The 21,866-nt window shown below is 69.9% G+C and carries 24 protein-coding genes; 6 read left to right on the top strand and 18 right to left on the bottom strand.

Annotated features, from left to right (window positions below):
• The first annotated feature begins 188 nt into the window (after positions 1-188).
• A complete protein-coding gene (locus tag ABZ803_RS11285; protein WP_357035514.1) occupies positions 189-1,799 on the top strand; it encodes an MFS transporter in 1,611 nt (536 codons plus the stop codon).
• Positions 1,800-1,803: 4 nt separating this feature from the next.
• Here ABZ803_RS11285 and ABZ803_RS11290 read toward each other — a convergent pair whose 3' ends face one another.
• The gene (locus tag ABZ803_RS11290) at positions 1,804-2,610 is read right to left on the bottom strand and encodes a helix-turn-helix transcriptional regulator (RefSeq protein ID WP_357035517.1); all 807 of its coding nucleotides are present in this window, start codon (positions 2,608-2,610) and stop codon (positions 1,804-1,806) included.
• A gap of 110 nt (positions 2,611-2,720) precedes the next feature.
• Between ABZ803_RS11290 and ABZ803_RS11295 the strand changes: the two genes are divergently transcribed.
• Positions 2,721-3,320, top strand: coding sequence for a Uma2 family endonuclease (locus ABZ803_RS11295; protein WP_357035520.1), 600 nt, complete (start codon positions 2,721-2,723; stop codon positions 3,318-3,320).
• 88 nt (positions 3,321-3,408) lie between these two features.
• Here the strand turns inward: ABZ803_RS11295 and ABZ803_RS11300 are convergent, their stop codons facing one another.
• Both ABZ803_RS11300 and ABZ803_RS11305 read right to left on the bottom strand, forming a co-directional pair.
• Positions 3,409-3,879 carry a DUF1772 domain-containing protein gene (locus ABZ803_RS11300; RefSeq protein WP_357035523.1) on the bottom strand — a complete coding sequence of 157 codons (471 nt, stop codon included), beginning with the start codon at positions 3,877-3,879 and terminating at the stop codon, positions 3,409-3,411.
• Positions 3,876-4,433, bottom strand: coding sequence for a peroxiredoxin-like family protein (locus ABZ803_RS11305; RefSeq protein WP_357035526.1), 558 nt, complete (start codon positions 4,431-4,433; stop codon positions 3,876-3,878). The genes ABZ803_RS11300 and ABZ803_RS11305 overlap by 4 nt, the downstream gene beginning before the upstream one ends.
• A gap of 70 nt (positions 4,434-4,503) precedes the next feature.
• On the opposite strand from ABZ803_RS11305, the gene ABZ803_RS11310 reads away from it, so the two are divergent.
• Entirely contained in the window at positions 4,504-5,115 is a 612-nt protein-coding gene (locus ABZ803_RS11310; RefSeq protein ID WP_357035529.1) for a TetR/AcrR family transcriptional regulator C-terminal domain-containing protein, read from the top strand.
• A 17-nt stretch (positions 5,116-5,132) separates the two neighbouring features.
• Here the strand turns inward: ABZ803_RS11310 and ABZ803_RS11315 are convergent, their stop codons facing one another.
• A complete protein-coding gene (locus tag ABZ803_RS11315) occupies positions 5,133-6,269 on the bottom strand; it encodes a GDSL-type esterase/lipase family protein (RefSeq protein WP_357035532.1) in 1,137 nt (378 codons plus the stop codon).
• A 107-nt stretch (positions 6,270-6,376) separates the two neighbouring features.
• Here ABZ803_RS11315 and ABZ803_RS11320 point away from each other — a divergent pair, with 107 nt between their 5' ends.
• Complete coding sequence (locus ABZ803_RS11320) at positions 6,377-6,850, top strand: MarR family transcriptional regulator (RefSeq protein WP_357035535.1); 474 nt, start codon at positions 6,377-6,379, stop codon at positions 6,848-6,850.
• A 143-nt stretch (positions 6,851-6,993) separates the two neighbouring features.
• Here the strand turns inward: ABZ803_RS11320 and ABZ803_RS11325 are convergent, their stop codons facing one another.
• The 7 genes from ABZ803_RS11325 to ABZ803_RS11355 all read right to left on the bottom strand — a co-directional run bounded on the left by ABZ803_RS11325 (position 6,994) and on the right by ABZ803_RS11355 (position 14,060).
• Positions 6,994-7,770 (bottom strand): SDR family oxidoreductase, encoded by a 777-nt coding sequence (locus ABZ803_RS11325; protein ID WP_357035538.1) that lies wholly within the window; start codon positions 7,768-7,770, stop codon positions 6,994-6,996.
• A gap of 95 nt (positions 7,771-7,865) precedes the next feature.
• Positions 7,866-7,958, bottom strand: coding sequence for a CGNR zinc finger domain-containing protein (locus ABZ803_RS11330; RefSeq protein WP_357035541.1), 93 nt, complete (start codon positions 7,956-7,958; stop codon positions 7,866-7,868).
• 78 nt (positions 7,959-8,036) lie between these two features.
• Positions 8,037-8,987 carry a YafY family protein gene (locus ABZ803_RS11335; RefSeq protein WP_357035543.1) on the bottom strand — a complete coding sequence of 317 codons (951 nt, stop codon included), beginning with the start codon at positions 8,985-8,987 and terminating at the stop codon, positions 8,037-8,039.
• A 20-nt stretch (positions 8,988-9,007) separates the two neighbouring features.
• Positions 9,008-11,080: a 5-oxoprolinase/urea amidolyase family protein gene (locus ABZ803_RS11340; RefSeq protein WP_357035546.1), complete on the bottom strand. Its 2,073-nt coding sequence runs from the start codon at positions 11,078-11,080 to the stop codon at positions 9,008-9,010.
• The gene (locus ABZ803_RS11345) at positions 11,077-11,691 is read right to left on the bottom strand and encodes an urea amidolyase associated protein UAAP2 (RefSeq protein WP_040869958.1); all 615 of its coding nucleotides are present in this window, start codon (positions 11,689-11,691) and stop codon (positions 11,077-11,079) included. The genes ABZ803_RS11340 and ABZ803_RS11345 overlap by 4 nt, the downstream gene beginning before the upstream one ends.
• A complete protein-coding gene (locus ABZ803_RS11350; protein WP_357035550.1) occupies positions 11,688-12,440 on the bottom strand; it encodes a DUF1989 domain-containing protein in 753 nt (250 codons plus the stop codon). The genes ABZ803_RS11345 and ABZ803_RS11350 overlap by 4 nt, the downstream gene beginning before the upstream one ends.
• A gap of 84 nt (positions 12,441-12,524) precedes the next feature.
• The gene (locus ABZ803_RS11355) at positions 12,525-14,060 is read right to left on the bottom strand and encodes an amino acid permease (protein ID WP_357035553.1); all 1,536 of its coding nucleotides are present in this window, start codon (positions 14,058-14,060) and stop codon (positions 12,525-12,527) included.
• A 221-nt stretch (positions 14,061-14,281) separates the two neighbouring features.
• Between ABZ803_RS11355 and ABZ803_RS11360 the strand changes: the two genes are divergently transcribed.
• Positions 14,282-14,956 (top strand): helix-turn-helix domain-containing protein, encoded by a 675-nt coding sequence (locus ABZ803_RS11360; RefSeq protein WP_357035556.1) that lies wholly within the window; start codon positions 14,282-14,284, stop codon positions 14,954-14,956.
• Positions 14,957-14,959: 3 nt separating this feature from the next.
• On the opposite strand, the gene ABZ803_RS11365 is transcribed toward ABZ803_RS11360, so the two are convergent.
• The 7 genes from ABZ803_RS11365 to ABZ803_RS11395 all read right to left on the bottom strand — a co-directional run bounded on the left by ABZ803_RS11365 (position 14,960) and on the right by ABZ803_RS11395 (position 20,976).
• Complete coding sequence (locus ABZ803_RS11365) at positions 14,960-16,420, bottom strand: TerD family protein (RefSeq protein ID WP_357036315.1); 1,461 nt, start codon at positions 16,418-16,420, stop codon at positions 14,960-14,962.
• A gap of 163 nt (positions 16,421-16,583) precedes the next feature.
• Positions 16,584-17,114, bottom strand: a complete 531-nt coding sequence (locus ABZ803_RS11370; protein WP_040869942.1) for a hypothetical protein — start codon at positions 17,112-17,114, stop codon at positions 16,584-16,586.
• Positions 17,115-17,215: 101 nt separating this feature from the next.
• Positions 17,216-18,016, bottom strand: a complete 801-nt coding sequence (locus tag ABZ803_RS11375) for a family 1 encapsulin nanocompartment shell protein (RefSeq protein WP_357035560.1) — start codon at positions 18,014-18,016, stop codon at positions 17,216-17,218.
• Positions 18,013-19,065 carry a Dyp-type peroxidase gene (locus ABZ803_RS11380; RefSeq protein WP_357035563.1) on the bottom strand — a complete coding sequence of 351 codons (1,053 nt, stop codon included), beginning with the start codon at positions 19,063-19,065 and terminating at the stop codon, positions 18,013-18,015. Before ABZ803_RS11380 ends, ABZ803_RS11375 begins: the two co-directional genes overlap by 4 nt.
• Before the next feature lie 55 nt (positions 19,066-19,120).
• Complete coding sequence (locus tag ABZ803_RS11385) at positions 19,121-19,447, bottom strand: cupin domain-containing protein (protein WP_040869925.1); 327 nt, start codon at positions 19,445-19,447, stop codon at positions 19,121-19,123.
• 198 nt (positions 19,448-19,645) lie between these two features.
• Positions 19,646-20,152 (bottom strand): dihydrofolate reductase, encoded by a 507-nt coding sequence (locus ABZ803_RS11390; protein WP_357035566.1) that lies wholly within the window; start codon positions 20,150-20,152, stop codon positions 19,646-19,648.
• Positions 20,149-20,976, bottom strand: coding sequence for a thymidylate synthase (locus ABZ803_RS11395; protein WP_357035569.1), 828 nt, complete (start codon positions 20,974-20,976; stop codon positions 20,149-20,151). The genes ABZ803_RS11390 and ABZ803_RS11395 overlap by 4 nt, the downstream gene beginning before the upstream one ends.
• A gap of 108 nt (positions 20,977-21,084) precedes the next feature.
• Here ABZ803_RS11395 and cobF point away from each other — a divergent pair, with 108 nt between their 5' ends.
• Positions 21,085-21,828 (top strand): precorrin-6A synthase (deacetylating), encoded by a 744-nt coding sequence (cobF, locus tag ABZ803_RS11400; RefSeq protein ID WP_357035572.1) that lies wholly within the window; start codon positions 21,085-21,087, stop codon positions 21,826-21,828.
• Positions 21,829-21,866: the final 38 nt, after the last annotated feature.

Genomic DNA, 21,866 nt, shown 5'->3' on the forward strand with positions numbered 1-21,866 from the left:
GTGCCACTCGTCGACGCCCAGATTGGCCGCTGCGCGAAATTGTTTGTCTTGATACGTCATTTACGGAGGTCGGGGGCGTAGATAGTGTCAGGGGCGCGGCTCAGGTCGCGTTTCCCGTCCTTCTCGGTCCGTAATGGACTCGCCCGCACGCGGTCCCGCGGGTGGTGCGCGAACTTCATAAGGAAGACATGTCCACGATCGCAACCTCGTCCGGCCGCAAGCCGGACGACTCTTCCGCAAGTCCGCTGCGCGCCGGGCTGGTGCTGTTCATGGTCAGCGGGGCCATCTTCATGATGATGCTCGACCTGACCGTGGTCTCCGCCGCGCTCGCCGATATCCGCACCGACTTCGACACGTCCATCGACGGACTGCAATGGGTCATCGACGCTTACGCCATCCCGATGGCGGGACTGTTGCTGACCTTCGCCACGCTCGGCGACCGGTTCGGCCGGAAGCGGCTTTTCCTCGCGGGCATGACAGTGTTCACCGCGTCGTCGCTGGCATTGGCGCTGGCAGGCACCATACTTCAGTTGAACCTCCTGCGCGCGGTGCAGAGCGTCGGCTCGGCGATGATCTTCGCGACGGCGTTGCCGCTGCTCGCGGTGGCCTACCCCGATGCGGGCAGGCGCGCGAAGGCCATCGGCATCTACGGCGCCGTCATGGCGAGCGCGACCGTCGCGGGCCCGGTGCTCGGCGGCGCGCTGGTCACCCAGTTCGGCTGGCGCTCGATCTTCACCATCAACGTCCCGATCGGCATCTTCATCGGCGTGCTCGCCGTGCTGCGAATGCCGGAGTCGGCGCGGATGGAAGGGCGCAAGGCCGACTGGCCGGGGTCGTTGCTGCTCACCGGTGGCCTGGTGACGGGTGTGTTCGCGCTGACCCGCGGCAACTCGCTGGGCTGGACCTCGGCCATGGTGCTCGGGCTCGGCGCCGCCGCGGTGGTGTTGCTGGTGGGGTTCGCGGCGTGGCAGTTCAAGGCCGAGCACCCGCTGCTCGACGTGTCCATGGTGCGCAAGCGCGGATTCACCGGCACGGCCATCGTCTCGATCGGACACATGGCTACGCTGATGGCCGCGAGCAACTACCTGGCGGTGTTCCTGATCAACACGCTCGGGTACACGCCCTTGCAGATGGGCCTGCGGTTGCTGCCCGTGAGCGTGGCCGCGCTGATCAGCGCGCCGCTGGCGATGGTCTTCGCGAAGCGGGTCCCGTTCGCGGTATCGCTGCCGGTCACGATGGGCATGGTCGCGTTGGGCACGTGGCTGATCGGCGACTTCGGTTCCGACGACTCGTGGACGCATTTCCTGCCCGGAATGGTGATCGGCGGACTCGGACTCGGCGCGATCACGGCCGTCAACCAGGCGGCCTCACTCACCTTCGCCTCCGACGAGAACGCGGGTATGGCCAGCGCGACCTTCGGCACCCTTCGGCAGGTCGGCCTCGCGGTCGGCGTGGCCGGGCTGGGCGCCATGTTCAACCACTCGGCGCGCGGTTCCGCTGCCGACGGGCTCGATGCCATGCCCGGAGCCGTCCCGCCTGCGCTGCGTGAGCAGTTCCTGGAGGCGGCGGGTTCCGGCGCCGGTCGTTCGGTGGCCGACGGGCTGCCCGCGCAGTTCCAGCCGATCGCGTCGGACCTGTCGCACATCGCGACCTCGGCGTCGATCGACGGGCTCAACTCGATGGTCGGCCTCGGCGCCGCGATCGGATGCGTCGCGGTGGTCGCCTCCGTGCTCGCTTTCGGCGTGGATCACCTGCGCGGCAAGCGGGCTCGTCCGGCCCGGGTGACGGAACCGGCCTGATCCGTCAGATCCGCACCGGATCGGCACCGCTCCCGCCGAAGTACGCGGCGGGTGTGGTGCCGATTTCGCGTCGGAACGCGGTGATGAACGCGCTCGCGGTGCCGTAGCCGACCGCGTGCGCCACCCGAGAGATCGGCTCTCCCGCACCGAGCATCGGCAGCGCGGCGTTGATTCGCGCGAAGGTGCGCCAATTCTCGAAGCTGACCCCGGTCTCGGCGCGGAACCGCCGCGACAGCGTGCGCGGTGAAGCGCCGACCTCCCGCCCCCATTCCTCCAGACCCCGCATGTCGCGGGGGTTGCGGCGCAGCGCCATGGCGACCTCGCGGGCCTGCGGATCGGTCGGCAGGATCGTCGGGATCGTGGTCACGGCCATCGGGGTGAGCAGATCCCACAGCACCGCTTGGGCGCGGTCGCGCCGCCCGGCAGTCTCGCCGGTCGCGCTCGGGTCCGCCGCGTTCGCGCAGAGCGAGGCCAGGTAGGTGATCAGCGGCCCGACCAGCCCGGTCGAGTCGACGACCGTCGGCGTCTCCCACCGCACCGGGCACTCGTCGGGCTCCACGTACAGCGACACCATCTCGCACGAGGAGTTCGGAATCACCGCGTGCGGCACACCGCCGGGGACCCACAGCGCCCGAGAGCGCTGCACCACCCAGCGGGAGGAGCCCACCTCCATACTGAGCACACCCTCGGGTGCCCAGGTCAGCTGATGCTGCGGATGGCTGTGCGTGACGATCCCGGAGGTGGCCACGAGCGGGACGACGATGCTCGGATAACTCGAATAATCCAACGCGGGATACGAATCCGCTACCACCGCGAAATGCTAGCAACAACATCGCGAGCAGGGCGGTTATCCGACCCCTGGAGTGATCATCGGTCGAGTCCCGGGTCCGGGTTCCGGTCCGGACTGCAATGATGTCCGCTATGAGCGCTCCCGACGAGCAAAAGGTGCTGCGCGTGACGGCCGAGCAGTTCGCCGCCGGGGCGACCGCTGAATTCGGTGACATCGAGATCGTCGACGGGCGCATGGTCCGGCTGATGGCCCAGAGCCCCGTGCACAGTCGGGTGGTCCGGCGGCTGGCCGGGATGCTGGAGGCCGCCCGGCGCGACGGCGGGCCGGGCATGGTCGTGGACTCCGACGTTGCCGCACGATTCGCCGACGCCGAATCCGCGGCGGCGGATAGGCGGTTGAACATCCGCTATCCCGACATCTGGATCCGGGACTGCGAGCCCTACGACGTCAACACCGTGCGTGAACACATTTTGCTGGTGGTCGAGGTCACTTCCGAATCGACTATCGATGCCGATATCAACGACAAACGAATCCAATACGCGGCCGCAGGTATTCCTCGGTACCTGATCGTCCGGCTGGACCAGAAGGAAGAACGTATCGAAGAGATCGAGGAATACCGTCTCGACTGGTCCGGCCGCCGCTATCTCGCCCACACGGTCCATCGACGTGTATTGCTACTCGACGACCCGGTCGAAGCGACCATCCCATTCGACGTACTCGAACAGCCCTGACGACCTTCGGACGCCGTTCGTCGCGAGTGGCACAGGGTGCGGCGAAGTGCGAGAGGAACTCTCGACCGTGTGCCACTCGCGCAGCGGTTCAGTGGTCTTCGGTGACGGTGGTCAGGACGACGAGGAGGAAGGCCACCAGCGCGCAGGCCGTGCGGGCGAAGTGGAACGCTTCCCAGCGGCCGAGGAGGTCCGCGTAGTCGGCGGGCGGGCCGCTGACCGTCCACACCTTGATCTGCTGGTTGATCGGGACGTTGCCGAGGCGGGTGAGGAGGAATGCGGCGGCAGCGAGCACACTCGCGGTACCGGCGAGCAGGCGTGACCGGCCGGTGGCACGGGCGGCGAGCACCAACGTGCTCAGGATGGTCAGGCCCATCAGCGACTGCATCACCACGCCGTTCACGCTCATCAGGGCGGTGTGGAAGGTGAAGCGCACATCAAGGGGGACCTCGCGGAACGCGTAGAGGACGTTGACCGCGCCATAGCCGAACGCACCGGCGAGCAATCCGCCGCAGAGCAGTGCGAACGCCCGCGCCGACGAGGGTCTTGCCGCGATCCTCACGCTTCACGCCCCGCCGGGACGAGTGCGAGGAGTTCGTCGACCGACCATTGGTCGTAGACGTGCGTGCCGTGCTTCGCGGCGAGCGCGCGGCCGTCGGGAGCGATCAGGAAATCGGCGGGCAGTCCGAGACTGCCGCCATCGGGTTTCGCGGGCGGGGCGACCTGCCTGCGGCGCAGCGTCGCGTAAGCGTCATGGGCGACGCCGCGCAGGATGGCGGGCCAGCCGCGCGGGTCGAGCAGCGCGCGGGGTGAGGTCTCGACGCCGAATTCGCGGTAGAGCTCACGGTCCGGGTCGGCGATCACGTCCAGCGGCAATTCGGCGGTGTACTTGCGCAATTCCTCCGCGCCCGAATGGAAGACGACCACTTCGCGGATGCCGGCGGCGGCGATCTCGTCGCGGCGGTTGACGATCGAACGCAGGTGCAGATTGCACACCGGGCATCCGGCGAAGCGGCGGAACTGGAGGTGGATCAGGTCATCGGGATCCGGTATCTCGACTCGAGCGCCGGAGATGGTGACCAGGGTGCGACCGGAGACGGTGGTCGGCAGCGACATGGGGCTCCTCTCGTAGGTGTACTTCGTACGCCTACGACCAGTATGCGCGTAGCTTGTACGCTGTCAATCCGTGCCCCGTCCTCGCTCGCTGACCACCGCCGATCTCGCCGCGGCGGCGCTCGCGGTGCTCGACCGCGACGGGCTGTCCGCGCTGACCATGCGCGCGGTGGCCCGGGAACTGGGCATGGCCACCATGGCCCTGTACCGCTATGTGCGTGACCGCGATGCGCTCGAGGTGCTGGTGGCCGACCACGTCTTCGCGTCGATCGACACGTCGCTCCCCGCCGGAAGCGGCTGGAAAGACCGGGTGACGGTGCTGCTCGAACATATCCGTGACGGGTTCTCGGCCCATCCGGCCGCCGTGCCGATCGTGCTGCGGCATCGGCAGTCGTCGGTGGAATCGCTGCGCGTGATGGAAGCGATGCTCGCCGTGCTCACCGAAGGCGGATTCACCGGACGCGCCCGCGTCATCGCCCAGCGCACGCTGGTCGCCTTCCTGATCGGCTACCTCCAGAACAAGCACTACGCGCCGTTGCCGGGGCGGGGCACGATCGTGATGGCCGAACTCCCCGCCGCGGACTATCCGCATCTGGCGCAGACCGCGGGCCAGGCCAAGGGCATGTCGGCCGACGACGAATTCCGAGGCGGCGTCGAAATCGTGCTGCGCGGCCTGGAGCCTTAGGCGGGTGGCGCACCGGCTCAGCCGAAAAGCGCTGCCACATCCACGGTTTCGGCCATCGCCCGCGCCCCGGCGTCATTGAGGTGCATGCCGTCGCCGCTGTCGAATTCGGGGCGGATGAAGTCGGGCCGTGCCGGATCCTCGACCGCGCGCGCCACGTCGAACACCGAATCGAAGACATCGGTGCCGCGCAGCCAATCGTTCACGCGCCTGCGGGCCGGCTGCGCCTCGGCCACGTGCAGGCCTTCGTAGATGACGCCGGCGTAGGGGCCGATCGTGGCGGCGTGGACGGTGAGCCCCGCCGCGTGCGCCCGCCGCGCCAGGGCGGTGAAGCCCGCGATCAGTTCGTCCGCGGTCGCGGGGGGCTGGCCGGTCATGCCGCCGAGACCGAGGTCGTTGATGCCGAAGTTGATCAGCACGCTGGTCACGCCGGGCACGCCGAGCGCGTCGCGGTCGAAGCGCGCCAAGCCCGCCTCGCCCACCCGGTCGAGCAGCAGCCGGTTTCCCGCGACTCCCTGGTTGACCACCCAGCCTCGGTTCAGGCGCGTGTTGAGGACGTCCACCGACCTGCGATCGGCGCCCGGTGTGGTGCCGACGCCTTCGAACCAGGAATCGCCGAACGCCACGGCCACCGGCGTTTCCGCGGGCGCGAGCACGTCGACGCCGAGCATGTAGAACCGTCCGGGGAACTCCTCGGCGGGCGCGAGCGCGCTCTCGGAGACGACGTTGCCGTCCGCGATGTAGGCGGTTTCCCCTGGTTGGTGCGAGAAGGTCGCCAGGCCGGTCGGCCCGGGCAGGTAGAGGCTCAATGTCAGATCCGTGCCCGCCGAGACGGCGAGATCCACCGGATCGCTGAAGACTTCGCCACCCGCCGGCACCACTACTCGCTCGACGCCGCCGAACCGCAGCGCGGTGTCGGTCTCGGCGACGATCTCACTGCCCGTCTTGCGCAGGGCGACTCGCGCCGCGCCGATCGTCAGGGGCGTCTTCCCGAAACGGTTGGTCAACCCGACTCGCACTCGCGCTCCGCCACCCGCCAAGTGCAGCACTTGGCGCACCGTCTGGTCGGTGAACGCACGCGACTCCGCGAACTTGATCGGCTCGTCCGGGTCGATCACGGCGGTGCGGAATCCGGCGATCCAAGCGGTGGACGACATGGGAACCTCCATTAGTTGCTGTGAGGAATAATGCGTATGCATATTTCTACGGCTACTTATTCCTCGTGTCAACTATCCGCGGAGAAACAGTCGGGTAGGTTTCGCCCATGGACCTGAACGAGCTGTTCGACGACCCGCGCCTGACGACGATGGGTCTGCTGTTCGAGGCGCACAGCGGCGTGCTCGCCAAGTTGGAGCCGGTGTGGAACGCGCACGGCTTGTCCGGACTGGATCTGAACGCCCTGACGCGGCTGAGCCGTTCGCCGGGGCGCAGGCTGCGCATGTCGGAGCTGGCGGTGCAGACCGCGCTGTCCACCAGTGGCGTCACCCGGCTGGTCGATCGCCTGGCCCGCGGCGAGCTGGTGGAGCGCGAGCCGGACCCGGGGGATCGCCGCAGTGCCTACGCGGTGCTCACCGAGGCGGGCGCGGCGCGGCTCGCGCAGGTGCTGCCGGACTATCTGGCCGCCGTCGACCGCTGGTTCGTCGGGTTGCTGACACCCGCGCAGCTGGCGGCGTTGTCCGAGGCGCTGCGCGTCATCCGGGACGTCTCGAATCCCGAGGCCACGTTCCGGATGGACTGAGCATCACCGCGCGGTCGCGGCGAGCAGCCGTTCGAGGCCGGATCAGTTCCAGGCCGAAGCCGAAATCGGTAATGCCAGAGCACTTTCCGTCGCCCACGAGCCTGGGTCAAGACGGTGATCGTCGTGTGATCCAGCGGCCCAGTTCATCCGGCCAGGACCGCGCCCCGGCGCTCGGCGAGGTAGTCCGCCCAGGTCAGCTCGCCGATGTCGGCGCCATCGGTGACCAGGTTCGCGCCCGCGCGATAAACCCGGCCCGCTTTGCCGGGTACCGGCATGGTCAGCAGCGCACGCCGCTTGCCGAGCACCGCCAGGTAGTCGCGGACCAGCTCGCGCATACCCAGTACTTCGGGTCCCACCAGATCCGGCACCCGGCCGGCGGGCGCGCCGACCGTCAGCTCCGCCAGCCGGGCCGCCACCTCACGCACATGCACCGGCTGGAGGCGCACCCCGCCCAGGACCGGCAGCACCGGCGATTTCAGCATCGTGTCCACCAGTTGGGGCACGAAATCGTGGAACTGAGCGGCGCGCAACGTGGTCCAAGGGATACCCGATTCGGCGAGAGCCTGTTCGGCGGCGAACTTCGCGCGGAAGTAGGTCAGCGGAAGCAGTTCGGCGGCGGTGACCGAGATGTAGACGATGTGCCCGACGCCGGCGGCGGCAGCGGCCCGCAGCAGGTTCGCGGTGGCCGCCTCGTCGTTCTTGGCGTCGCCCGCCAGGTGCAGGATGGTGTCGACGCCCGCCGCCGCGGCATCGATGCCCTTGTCGCGCAGCAGATCTCCGGTGACGAAGCGCACTCCGCCGTCCGGGTGATGTTCGGTGCGGCTCAGCACGCGCACGTCGGCGCCCCGCTCGAGCAGCAGCGGCAGCACCTCGCGGCCCAGGGTTCCGGTGCCGCCGGTGACCAGGATCTTCGCGGTCATGACTGTCTCCGATCTCGTCGGTGCCGATGGGGCGTTCCCACCGCTTCACCGAGACGACGGCGCGCGGGCCCGAACTGTGACATCGGTGGCCCGGATCACTTCCCGTGGCGGTAGCGCCGGACTTTGCTGAGGTTGGCGCAGCGGTCCATCGCGAACCAGCGGCGGCGGCCGGGGCGTGAGGCGTCCACGAAGAGCAGGGGCAGGTGGCGGGCTTCGCGGTGCCCTGCGCGGTCTGCGGGATCGAAGCCGTCCCGGCCTGAACCGGGTCAGCCGGCCGCCGCACCGAGGCGGGCGGCGAGTTCGCGCAGGTGTGTGACGAGTTCCGGCGGCTCGTGCACCCGGAAGGGAAAGCCGAAGCCCGCGACGTAGATCGCGAGTTCGTCCAGCGAATCGGACCCGGTGCGGAGCACGCAGCTTTCGGTGTCCACCGCCTCGATCGCTCCCACCGTCGGTGCGATTCGCTCGGCGGCCACTTCCGCCGCCACCCGCAGGGTGATCCGGGCGGCGTAACGGTACGGCGCGGTCGTGACGCCACGGGAGAGGTAACCGGTCAGGTCGGCGTCGGGCGCCTCGCGCGGGGTGAAGGGGGGGCCGGTCGGAATGCGGGGGAGCAGGCGGTCCACGCGGTAGGTGCGCCAATCCGCGCGATCGACGTCCCAGCCGACGAGGTACCACCGCCTGCCCGTGTGGACCAGGCGATGCGGTTCGGTGGCGCGCACGGACGTGGCGCCGTCGTGGGCGCGGTAGTCGAAGCGCAGGCGGTGGTTGTCGCGGATGGCGGCCGCGACGGCGGTGAGAACGTCCGGGTCGACCGTCGGGCCGCCCGCGGGCACGGTGACCGTCGCCGCTTGGAGCATGCTCACGCGGTAGCGCAGCCGTGCGGGCAGCACCTGCTCGAGTTTGGCGAGGGCGCGCAGCGAACTGTCCTCGATGCCCGCGATGGTGCCGCCCGCCGCGGTGCGCAGGCCGACTGCCACGGCCACCGCCTCGTCGTCGTCCAGCAGCAGCGGCGGCAGCTTCGCGCCCGCGCCGAGCCGGTAACCCGCCACCCCGGGCGTCGCGTCCACCGGGTAACCCAGCGTGCGGAGCTTGTCGATATCCCGCCGGACGGTGCGCACGTCCACGTCGAGTCGCTCGGCCAGTTCGGCGCCGGTCCAGTCGCGAGGGGATTGCAGCAGCGACAGCAGACGCAGCAGGCGGGCCGACGTTTCCAACATGGGAGAAGTCTGCCCCATAGCTAGGGCAGCTTCTGTCCTGAGTCCGTCAACTCTCCCGTCGAGCGCCAGGATGTCCGTTCGGCGGTGAAGGCCTCCGCCTGCTTCGCGCGGAATTCCTCGATGGACGCGGCGTTCTCGGCCAGGAACGCCCGGTAGTCCGCCAGACGGAACTCGCCGTCTTCGGCGCGCACGCGCGCATTGCCCGCGGCGAAATCGGCGCGCAGGTCGAGGAGTTCTTCCGCTTCGACCGGATACCAGCGAATGCGATCGAAATAGCGCAACAGCCAGGGCGTTTCGTCTCCTGACGCGGTGCGGTCCGCGCCAGGGGAGACCGCGGGCGCCGCACCGGATCGGTGATTCCACACCTGCGTGGTGCGCCCGACGAACTGATAGCCGCCCGGCCCCTCCATTCCGTAGACGCACAGGTAGGCGCCGCCGATGCCGACCGCGTTCTCCGGCGTCCAGGTGCGGGCGGGATTGTATTTCGTGGTGACCAGCCGGTGCCGGGGATCGGTGGGTGTGGCGACCGGCGCGCCGAGGTAGACGTCGCCGAGGCCGAGCACCAGGTACTCGGCCCCGAACACGGTGTCGTAGACGTCGGAGACGGAAGCCAAGCCGTTCATGCGGCGAATGAACTCGATGTTCCACGGGCACCAGGGCGCGTCGGAGCGCACGCCGTGCGTGTAGCGGGTGATCGCCTCGCGCGTGGACGGATCGTCCCAGGACAGCGGCAGATGGACGACCCGGCTCGGCACGACCAGCTGGTCGGCGGCGGGTAACCGCGCTTCCGTCTCGGCGAGCAGGCCGAGCAGCGCGGGCACGGACAGGACGTGTGGATCGACCCGGATCTGCAACGAGCGGATGCCGGGCGTCAACTCGGTCACGCCGCGCACCCCGGCGGCGAGCAGGTGCTGGTGCAGGGCATGGACGCGGGCGCGCAGGCCGAGATCCAAGGCCATGGCGCCGTATTCGACGAGCACGCCGTCGTCACCCGCGCGGCGGTAGGTCACCACGGTCTCGTCGTCGACCTCGGCGCGGCGCAACACCCCGTCGTCGCCGTCGCCGCCCGCCGACAGCACGGTGGGCCACGCCGCCCGGCGCGCGCGCCCGAGCTCCCGGAGGGGTGCCGCGTGGTCACCGCGCACCGGCACGAACCGCACGCTGTCGCCGGGCGACAGCTGACCCAGCTTCCAGCGGTCGGCCGCCACGACGGTGACCGGGCAGACGAATCCGCCGAGACTCGGCCCGTCCGGACCCAACAGGATGGGAGTGTCGCCCGTGAAGTCCAGCGCGCCGACCGAATACGGGGTGTCGTGGATGTTCGACGGATGCAGTCCCGCCTCGCCGCCGTCGGTGCGGGCCCATTCCGGCTTCGGCCCGATCAGCCGGACGCCGGTGCGGTCGGAGTTGAAGTGCACTTCGTAGTCGGTGCCGACGACGGTCTCGAAGTCGGCACGGGTGAAGAACTCCGGCGCACCGTGCGGGCCCTCGGTGACCGCGAGTTCCCAGCGCCGGGTGAGCACGGGTTGTTCGTCCATCGCCACGCCCGCCGTGACCCGGCCGTGGTGCGCGCCCAGTGGCAGCGAGTCACCGGCGCGCAGCGCGCCGCCGGTGCAGCCGCCGAAGCGGCCGAGCGTGAACGTGGCCGCGCTGCCGAGGTATTCGGGTACGTCGATGCCGCCCGCGATCAGCACGTAGCAGCGCATGCCCGGTCCGCGCACCGCGCCGACGTCCAGTACGCCGCCCGCGGGCACCCGTACCGTCCGCCACTGCGGCACGGCGACACCGTCCACGGTCACCTCCGCCGGTGCGCCGGTGACGCAGACCCGGGCCGGTGCGCCGAACCGCAGCGCGGGGCCGCCGAGGGTGCATTCCAGTCCGGGGGCGCCCTCGTCGTTGCCGAGTGCTCGGTTCCCCAGCCGGAAGGACAGATCGTCCATCGGCCCCGACGGCGGCACGCCGACGTGCCAGTACCCGATCCGGCCCGGCCAGTCCTGCACGGTGGTGAGCATGCCGGGGCGAACCACGTGCACGGCGGGTCGCGGGGTCTCTGCCTGCGCAGACCCGGCCACCGGTAGCTCGGCGACGGTCATCGCGACACCACCATGCGCACCGGGGTGGGGTCGAACCCGTTGCACGGGTTGTTGATCTGCGGGCAATTCGACACCAGCACCAGCGTGTCGATCTCGGCGCGCAGCGTGACCCGCTTGCCGGGCGCGGACAGTCCGTCCACGATGCCCAGCGTGCCGTCCGCCTCGACCGGAACGTTCATGAACCAGTTGATGTTCGACACCAGGTCGCGTTTGCCCAGCCCCCAGCGCAAGGCCTCGGTGAGGAAGTTCTCCACGCAGGCGTGCTGGTGGCGGGTGTGCCTGCCGTAGCGCAGCGTGTTCGATTCCTGTGAGCAGGCGCCCGCGATGGTGTCGTGGTTGCCGACGTCGTCGGCCACGACGGTCATCAGCGTGGTGCCCGCGTCGGTGCGCAGTGCGCTGCCGGTGGTGAGGAAGATATTGCGCTGGGCGGCGACCGTGGCCTGCGCGCTGTAGCGGTCGGCGTGATCGGCCGCCGAGTACAGCAGGCAGTCCACCGCCTGGTTGCCGTGCAGATCGATGATCTCCAGGTGCTCGCCCGCGTGGACCACGGCCGACCACGGCGCGCGGGCGGGGACGGTCTCGTCGAGCACGATGGTGCGGGCGGTGGTCATGCGGTTGCCTCCAGGGTCAGTGCGGCCGTCCAGGCTTGTTCGGTGTTCTGCACCGCCCGTCGGTATTCCGGGTCGTCGTTGACGGGTGTGGCGAGGTCTTCCGGCGCGGCCCAGGCGACGAAGTCGAGGTCCGTCGCGGGCCGGTCGTCCAGCGGGTGCGCGGAGTTGGCCACCAGCACGGTGACCGGCAGGTGTGTGAGCAGATCGACGGAGGAGCCCGCGCCCGCACTGCCGGTGGCGGTGAGCGCGCCGTCGTGCTCCACCCGCACGCCGCGGAAGAACGAGACCGTCGGCCCGATGTCGCGCGGTGTCAGCCCGTGTTTGGCGCCCGCGAGTCGCAGCAGATGGCGGGCCTCCGCGGTCGGCCCGCAGAGTGTGTCGTGGTGGCCGGAGGTGTCGTCGAGCACGGTCGCCAGCACGCGGCCCTGGTCCGACAGCAGGGGGTGTCCGCCGCCCAGGTACGCCTGCCACGGCACCTTGACCGTGTCGGCGACGTTCAGGCGCTCCCACGGCGCGTCGGTGCGCACCAGCAGCAGGTGCGCGCAGGCCGCGCCGTCCGGATCGGACAGGCGCACGCGGGTGCCGCGCCCGAGGGCGATGTTCGTGTAGCCGCCCGCCGGAATTCGCTGCGCGAAGGTGAGCTCGGCGGCGGTGATGCCCGCGGGCAGCGCGGGCTCCGCGATCGTCGCCGCCGCGGCCTGCGCCCGTGCGTGCGCTCGCGCGCCGGAGGTGTCCGCAATGGTTGTCACGATGAATTCCTCTCGGAGATCGGTTGTTCGAAACGGCGACCGGGTTGCGGCGGTGCCCGGCAGTACACCGCCGCACCGGGGCGTTCAGGCCGGTTGCGGCGCGGGCTCGGCGCTCGCGAGTCCGCGCGACCAACCGACCACGAAGCGATGCACCAGCACGCCGACGGCGAGCACAAGGAGCACGAAAAGCGGTGCGGCCCAGAGCATCCACCAGCCGCCCCCGTCCGGGGCGTAGACCTCGGCGCGAGGCCAGGCGAGATTCACGACCATCGCGATGCCCCAGACCACCGCGAGCGCGTTGATCGGAATACCGAACCGGCCCAGGCCGAACAGTCGCGCGTCGGTGCCCGCGTCGGGCAGGCCGGTGTACCGGCGGATCAGCAACGGCACCGTCACCAGCAGGTAGGCCAGATACAGCGTCACGATGCAGACGCTCGCCAGCGTCGCGAAGATCGCGGCGTTGCCGAGATTGAGCGCCAGCAGGCCGATGCCGAGCGCGCCGATCACGACGGCGGGCAGCACCGGCGTGCCGTACCGCGGGTGCACCGCGGCGAGCCTGGCGGCGAACGGCAGCTTCCCGTCCCGTGCCATGGAGAACATCAGCCGCGAGCCCGCGGTCTGAATCGCCAGGGTGCACACGGTGATCGCGACCGCCACGCAGCCCAGCAGCACCTTGCCCGCCGGGCTGTCCAGCTTGGCGGTGAGCACGTAGGCCAGGCCCTCGGAGGACAGCGCGCCGTCGGACAGGCTCGGTGCGGCCATCAGCGCGCCCAGCAGCATCAGCCCGCCGCCCAGCGCCGAGACCGACAGCGCGGTGAGAATGGTGCGCGGCGCGACCCGGCGCGGGTTCTTGGTCTCCTCGGAAAGCTCTCCCGCGGAATCGAACCCGACCATGACATAAGCCGCCATGAGCCCGGACACCAGGAACGCGGCCCAGTAGGGACCCGGCGCGGCCTGATCGGTGTCCAGCACCACACCCGGTCCGCGCTCGGCGGTGGTGAAGAACAGCGCGATGATCGCGAGGACGCCGACGATCTCGACGGTGACGCCGATCGAATTGATCCGGGCCATCAGGTCGATGCCGAGAACGTTGATCAGCGTGGTCACCACGAGCAGGATGCTGCCCAGCAGTACGGCGTTGGTCGCGCCGGACGGCGAGGTGAGCGCGGTGTCGGTGCCGATGAGCTGGAATCCGCTCCAGATCGATGGCAGCACCACCTGTAGGGCGATCGCCGCCGCGGCGGCGGTGACGATCTGCGCGATGATCATCATCCAGCCCGCGAACCAGCCGACGAGTTCGCCGCCGAGCCGCCGGGACCATTGGTAGATACATCCCGAGATCGGGTAGCGCGCGGCCAGTTCGGCGAAGTTGAGCGCGACGAGGAACTGTCCGGCGAACACGATCGGCCAAGTCCAGAAGAAGGCGGCTCCGCCGAACGAATAGCCGAATCCGAAGAACTGGAAGATCGTGGTCAGGATCGAGACGAAGGAGAAGCCTGCCGCGAACGAGGCGTAGCGCCCGAGTTTGCGGTGCAGGACGGGCTGGTAACCGAACCGGGCGAGGTCGGCGCCGTCACCGGTGAGATCGGGCGGCGGGGGCGGGGCGAGCGTGGTGGCCATGGGCGGTCCTTCGGCGATCGGCCAATAACTATCAGACGACAGTTTTGCGGCCGTGATCGCGCTTTCGGTGACCTGTGTGTATCGCTTCGGCGACCTCCGGTAACTTCTGCGTTGCCGTTATTTCTATCAAGTGACAGAAAACGCACCGGGCGCCGTTCCCGGCTCGTGCGTACCCCGGCCCGCACCGGAGCGTCCCCGCGTCGACCTGCCAGAATGGGCCGGTGGCAAACCTCGGTCCCGGACGGCCGCGCGTCGAACAGCGGCGCCGACGCGGATCGACGCCGCGCGCCGAGATCCTGGACGCCGCAGGCGAACTGTTCACCACCAACGGTTACGCCAACACCTCCACCCGCGCGATCGCCGACGCGGTCGGCATCCGCCAGGCTTCGCTGTACCACCATTTCGCGGCCAAGGACGACATCCTCGACGCGTTGCTCGCCGGAACCGTCGCGGCGCCGATCGAATTGGCGCAGCGGCTGCGCGCGGCGCCCGAGCCGGCGCCGGTCCGGCTGTACGCGCTGGCGCTGTTCGATGTGCGGCAACTGTGCGCCTCGCGCTGGAACCTGGGTGCGCTGTACCTGCTTCCGGAGTTGCGCACCGAGCGCTTCGCCGCGTTCCGCCTGCGTCGCGACGAATTGCGCGGCCACTACGAGGCTTTCGCCGCGCTGGTGCTGTCCGAGTGCGCCGCGCCGAGCGCGCCGGGCACCGAGTCGCTGCCGTTCCGGTTGGTGGAGACGGTGATCGGCATGCGCTCCGACGAGGGCGCCGCGCCCATGTACGCGGAGCGGACCATCCCGGGGGCGGTGCTGCGCACACTCGGCTGGTCCGGCGATCTCGACGCGATACGGGCCGAGGCGGTCGTGCTGCTGGACCGGCTCGCGGCGCCCGCTGCCTGAGTCTCAGGACTTCCCGGTGCCCCGCACCCAGTCCAGTCCCCAGGCGTACGCCTTGTCGACCTCGGTCACACCCCAGCGCGGACGGTTCGGCGGCGGCGGGACGAAGCGGCCCTCCCTGCGCACCACCAGCTCCGTGCCGGTGTTCTCGATGAGCGCCAGCACCACGTCCCGGGAGCCGTCCGCGCAACCGTCGACGCTCAACTCGATCGGCGGCCCGGCCGCCGGGTACAGCGTCGCGGTAGCCCCGAGACCGCGGAAGTCGGCCGCACCGTCGTAAAGGGTGGCGAAGAGCAGGATTCGACGGAACTCGGCTCCGTGACCGAGATCGATCTCCATGTTCTCCCCGGCCGCGCTCGTTCCGGACCGGTCGTCCGTGTCCAACCGGATGAACGGCGGCCGCTCCAGAGACCCCGAATCGCCGACCGAACGGATATCGCCCTTGCGCCCATCGACCAGTTCCCAGAAGCAGCACAGATCCAGATCCACCGCGCCGCTCGCGCCCTGCGGCGAGGCCCAATTCAGGTTGACCCGCATGATGCCCGCGGTCGCGCCTCGCGCGGTCAGCGACACGGCGGGAAAGTCCTTCGTCAGCGAGAGCTTGCCGAAAGACTGTCCCGCTGACGCCGCCCATGCAGGAGCGCTGTGCCCCGGTGGTGCGGGTACGTACTGGCCCGGCGGGTGGTACCCGGGCGGCGACGGGTGGTGTCCCGATGCCGAATGCCGGTGGAAATGGGCTGGTGCGGCCGGATTCCGACCGTGGGACGGGTACTCGCCCGGCGGTATCGGCGTGCCGGGCGGCGTGGCCTGATCCGGTTGAGTAGAGCCGGATGCGGGTGGATGCGCCACGAGCAGGCCCGGCTCCGGCGGTACCGTCCCGGACGGTGGTGGTGGCGGCGTGAACTCGTGCGAAGGTGCGGGCGGCGGTGGCACAGGCAGGTATTCGTGTGGCGGCGCGGGCGCCTCGTCCACGGAGATCCCGTAATCGGTGGCGAGTCCGGCCAGACCGGAGGCATAGCCCTGGCCCACCGCGCGGAACTTCCACCCCCCGTCGCGCCGGTACAGCTCGCCTAGCACCACCGCGGTCTCGCTCGTCGCGCCGATACTGTCGAAGCGGGCCACCTCCGCTTCGCTGCCCACCTCCACGACGCGCACGAACAACCCCTCCAGCCGCCCGACCGCGCCGCCCTCGGTGGACGCCGCGATCACGATGCCGTCGACCTGCGGTTCCACCCGCGCCAAGTCCGCGGACAGCACGTCCAGCACGATCGATCCCGGCCGCTTGCCCTCGTGGCGGACCGCCCCGGACGGGTGAGCGGGCTGGTTGTAGAACACGAAATCGAGGTCGGATCGCACCTTGCCGGACGCCACGAGCAGTGCGGAGGCGTCGGCGTCCGCCCCGGCCGCCCAGCCCACGTCGATCCGGACGGTGGAACTCGGCACGGGCACGTTGGCGCCCTTCGGCATGGACACGTCTGTCAACGTAACCGAAACCGGCGCACGGCGTCCCGTATCCGGCACTCCACCGCCCGGGCGCCGGGTCGGAGCGGGCATGCCGACGTCGCGATCGGCCAACGCGTTCCGGGTCGGCGGCGCGGTGTCCGACAACCGCGCGCTCGGCCGTCGCCTCTCAGTGGGTCGGCGGCGCGATCTGCCAGTGCTCCTGTAGCGCGCCCGCGATCTGCGGGAGCACGGTCACCGGAATGCGCTTGCGCCGCAGGATCGCTCTGATCTCCGTGACCTGATCGCGTTTGCGCAGGTCGTAAGCGCCCGCGACGGGGCGGACCACCGGCGGGATGGACAGCAGCACCAGCTCGCCGTGCGGCTCGTCGCCACCGGACAGATCCAGCGCCAGCGACCAGCGGGAGCGCTCGTCGAGGGTGAAGCGCCCGGCCACCACCCGGTCCCACGAGATGCTGGAGACCGTCCACGGCTTGCGCCGGTAGATGGCGTGGTCGGTGAGCACGATGGCGTCCCTGGTGAACAACGCGGCCAGCACCGCGATACCGACGACGGCTCCGGCCAGCAGTCCGGTGAACACCCGGTTCACCCCGAACGCGGCGACGAACGAGCCGCAGATCGTGACGGTCGCCAGGATGCCGAACACGCTGTAGAGCGCGGCGCGCTGGGTCGGGACCACACCTGCCCGCACCGTTGTCATCTCACCTACCTGCCTCGGGCGCATTTCCGGCTCACGCTACCGCGTCGCGCACCGGCGCACACCTGGCGGTTTCCCAGATGTGGCCGATGCGCGGGCGGTGCTCAGACGGTGAGCGGGACCGCGGCCTCCGCGGTGTACACCAGGAACGTCAGGCTCTGCTGGAAGTACAGCTGGACCGAGGTGCTGTCGTGCGACAGGTAGCCGACGGACAGGTCCTGCCCGATGCGCAGATCGAAGTCGCCGCCGCGGGTGGTGAGCACGATCGCGCCGTCGATGGCGGGCGCCCAGATGATCTCGCCTTCCGGGATCAGGCGCTCGATGTGCGTGCGGATCATGTGGCCGTGATCGGAGGTCTCGCTCACCGCCGTGAACAGGTCGGCGCTGAGCAGCACCGAGTACGGTCCGTCGACGCCCGCCAGCCGCAGCGCGCTCAACGCTTGCGCGATCGCCTCGGGGACCAGCCGGGTGTCGCTGGGCAGCGTGATCGGCTCGTTGGACGCACTCGCGCGGATGCCGGTGATGTGCGCGGCCGGATATCCCTCGAAGATCGCCCGGTCCTCGGCGAACGCGATCTTCTTCGCGGCGTCCTTCACCGGATCCAGGTCGGCGTCCTGGGCGCCGCGCTCCACGTTGTCGAGTTCCTCGCGGGAGAGCGTGAACGGCACGCGCAGTTCGACCAGCGGCGCGACCACCCGCTGGCGGGCGAACACTCCGGAGCCGGGGGAGTCGATCGGTGTGGTGTGCCCGGTGCCCACCGCGGAGTAGTCGAGGCCGTGCGGGCCGGAAAGGTCGACGACGCGCCGGCCCGCGATGTGCCGCTTGAAGGTGCGCGTCGCCTCCTCCTCGATGGCCGCCCACGCCTCGGCGGTGATCGGCGCTAGTTCGCGATGGAGGTTGTTCATGACCGGGTGCTCCTTTTCAACGAGCCGATACCGAGGGCGCCGTCGCCCGAGGGCACGGCGGTGCCGGACAGTTCTGCCGAACCGGCGGTGTCCACTGGCCCCGCGGTTTCCGCCGTCTCCCGTGGCGCCGGTGGCAGATCGTCGAGGAAATCGACGGTGGGTGCGAAGAACGAGGTGCCGGTGCGGGCGACGGAGAAATCCAGGATGCGGTCGTAGGCGGCCTCGCCGGTGCCGAGGAACATGCGGGTGAGCATGCGCTCGGTGACGCTCGGCGTGGCCGCGTACGCGATGTAGTAGGTGCCGAACACCCCCTCGCGCACGCTGCCGAAGGGCATGTTGCCGCGCAGGATCTGGCGTTCGGTGCCGTCCGGATCGATCAGCGTGTTCATCTCGACGTGCGAGTCGGCCGGCTTGATCTCGTCGGGGAGTTCGAAGTCGTCCAGTTTGGTGCGGCCGATCACGCGCTCCTGCTCTTCGACCGACAGCGCGCGCCAGTCCGCCAGCGGGTGGGTGTACTTCTGCACGATCACGTAGCTGCCACCGGCGAATCGCGGGTCCTCGTCGCCCACCAGCGCGGCCGCGGCGGCCGCGCGGCCCTCCGGGTTCTCGGTGCCATCCACGAAACCGAGCAGGTCGCGCTGCTCGAAATAGCGGAAGCCGACGGTCTCGTCCACGATCGTGCCCGCCCCCGCCAGCCGGTCGCCGATGGCCATGGCCAGTTCGAAACAGGCGTCCTGCACTTCGGACTTGATGTGGAACAGTAGGTCGCCCGGTGTCGCCGGCGCGGTGTGGCGTGCGCCGACGTAACCGGGGAACGGATGCAGCTCAGCGGGTTTCGGCCCGGCGAAGAGGCGGTCCCACGCGTCGGAGCCGATCGACGCGACGCAGGTCAGGTTCGCGCCCGGCAGGCGGAAGCCCACCGAGCGGCGCAAACCGGTGATGTCGGCGAGCAGGTCGCGGACCGCCGCTTCGCCGCCCTCGTCGATCGTGGCGACCAGAAAGATCGCGGACGGCGTGAGCGGTTCGAGGATCGGCTGCGGCTCACCCATGATCGACACCCTAATGCCCGGCCGGTCCGGCCGCGGTGCGGACCCGCGCGGGTGGCTACATCGCTACGGTCAGCAGGAACGCGACGTCATCGATCGCCTTGACGCTGTGGCGCGCCTTGGGCACCACGATCAGATCGCCTTCCGAGCCCTTCCATTCGTTGGCGCCGCTGAGTAGAACCAGGGTGCCGCTGAGCACCAGCAAGGTGGCTTCGCCCGTGTTGTCGTGCTCGGCCAAGCTGTGCCCGGCCTTCAGGCCGACCACCGTCTGGCGCAGCGAATGCGTATGGCCGCCATAGAGTGTCTGGGAACTGCGCCCGCTCGTGGCGATGGTCGCCAGCTTCAGTTGCTGGCGCGCTACCGCAGTCAGCGATTTCTTTTCCATGGACCGCCTTTCGCAGATCACCACAGCCGATGCCGGGCTGGTGGCAACGGCTCGAGGCGTTCGGCCGGACGCGCGTTCGGCCGCCGCATATCGAGGAGTATGCCCGAGTCGGCCGCTGAGCGGGCCGGGTTTCACCGGCGCCGGTCCTGACGTCGGCGTTCACGGTCGCGCGCGGCGTGGCGCCCACCGAGTTCTCCGCTAGGCGGGCCGCTGCCGGGTGTAGTGCCTGATGCGGAAGCGCAGACCGGTTGTCGAGGTGCGCCAGGGCTCCGGGACGTCGGGCCGCCACTCCGGTCCGATCGACGGCGCGAAAGCGTCGCCCTCGACCGCGGTGTCGATCTCGGTGACGCGCAGGTCGGTCGCGAACTCCAGCGCTGCGCGGTAGATCTCACCGCCGCCCGCGACCCACACCGCGTCCGGGGCGCAGGCGGCCAGCGCCTCGGGCACCGACGACATGCGCTCGGCGCCTTCGGCCGACCAGTCGGGCTGCCTGGTCACCACGATGTTGCGCCGACCGGCCAGCGGCCGGAACCGCGGCGGCAGCGAGTCCCAGGTCCGGCGGCCCATCACCACGGGATGGCCCCAGGTCACGTCCTTGAAATGCGCCATGTCCTCGGGCAGCCGCCAGGGAATGGTGTTGCGGAACCCGATCACCCCGTCCAGGGTCTGTGCCCAGATGAGCCCGATCGTGCGGCTTTCGCTCACACCGCCACCGGGGCCTTGATGGCCGGATGAGGGTCGTAGCCGACTACTTCCACGTCCTCGTAGCGGTAGTCGAACAGCGTCGGGGCGGGATGCAGCCGCAGCGTGGGGAACGGGCGCGGGTCGCGGCCGAGCTGCTCGGTGACCTGGTCGAGGTGGTTGTCATAGATGTGGCAGTCCCCGCCGGTCCAGATGAAGTCGCCGGGAGCCAGTTCGGTCTGCTGGGCGACCATGTGGGTGAGCAGCGCGTAGCTGGCGATGTTGAACGGCACGCCGAGGAACAGGTCGGCGCTGCGCTGGTAGAGCTGGCAGGACAGTTTGCCGTCGGCCACATGGAACTGGAAGAACGCGTGGCAGGGCGCCAGCGCCATCTTGTCCAGGTCGGCGACGTTCCACGCCGAGACGATGATGCGCCGGGAGTCCGGGTCGGTGCGCAGGGTTTGCAGCACCTGGGCGATCTGGTCGACGTGGGTGCCGTCGGGGGTCGGCCACGACCGCCACTGCACGCCGTAGACGGGGCCGAGCTCGCCGTCGGCGTCGGCCCATTCGTCCCAGATGGAGACGCCGTGGTCGCGCAGCCAGCCGACGTTGGAGTCGCCGCGCAGGAACCACAGCAACTCGTAGACGATCGACTTCAGGTGCACCTTCTTCGTGGTGACCAGCGGGAAGCCCGCCGCGAGGTCGTAGCGCAACTGGTGGCCGAAGATGCTGCGCGTTCCGGTGCCGGTGCGGTCGGCCTTCTTCGAGCCGGACGCCAGCACCAGCCGCAGCAGGTCCTCGTACTGGGTGTCGGGGGCGGAAGCCGGATCGAGCGCGTCGTGAGCCACGTTCGGCAACTCTAGTCTTCGCCGTCGCGCGGGCGGCGAGCCGATCGGGCGCGTCCTCGGCCGCGCCTGGCGACCGGGGTCTTCCGCCCGCCTGGCAAGCTCGAGCCCATGCGCAAGCTCTACGTGATCGGCATCGGCGCCGGTGATCCCGACCAGGTCACCGTGCAGGCGATCAAGGCGATGCGGCAGGTCGAGACGTTCTTCGTGATCGGTAAGGGCGAGGCGAAGCGGGAACTGGTCGACGTGCGGACGGCGATCCTGGACGCGCACACCGACCGGACCTACCGGATCGTCCCGATCGCCGATCCGCCGCGCGACCGGACGCCCGCCGACTACCTGGACGTGGTCGACGACTGGCACGATCGCCGGTCGGCGCTGCTGGAATCGGCGTTCGCCGCGTCCGACAGCGTCGGCGGCATCCTGGTCTGGGGTGATCCCGCGCTGTACGACAGCACGCTGCGGATGGTCGAGCGGGTGCTCGCCCGCGGCGTGGTGCGCTTCGACTACGAGGTGATTCCCGGTATCACCAGCGCGCAGGCGCTGGCCGCGCGGCATCGCGTCGTGCTGCACGGCATCGGCGAACCGGTGCGCATCACCACCGGCCGCCGCCTGCGCGAGGAGGGCCTCGGCGCCGAGAACGCGCTGGTGATGCTGGACGGCGACTGCTCGTTCACCGCGATTGCGGACGCGGACGTGCACATCTGGTGGGGCGCCTACCTCGGTATGCCGGACGAGACCCTGATCGAGGGACCGCTGCCCGCGGTGCGGGACGAGATCGTCCGCCGCCGCGCCGAGCTGCGCGAGCGCAAGGGCTGGATCATGGACATCTACCTGCTGCGTCGCGGCGGGTGAGCCGGCCGCGCGAGAACCGGCGGATTGTCGGTGCGGCT

The sequence above is a fragment of the Nocardia sp. NPDC047648 genome, assembly GCF_040642815.1.
Classification (GTDB): Bacteria; Actinomycetota; Actinomycetes; order Mycobacteriales; family Mycobacteriaceae; genus Nocardia; species Nocardia gamkensis.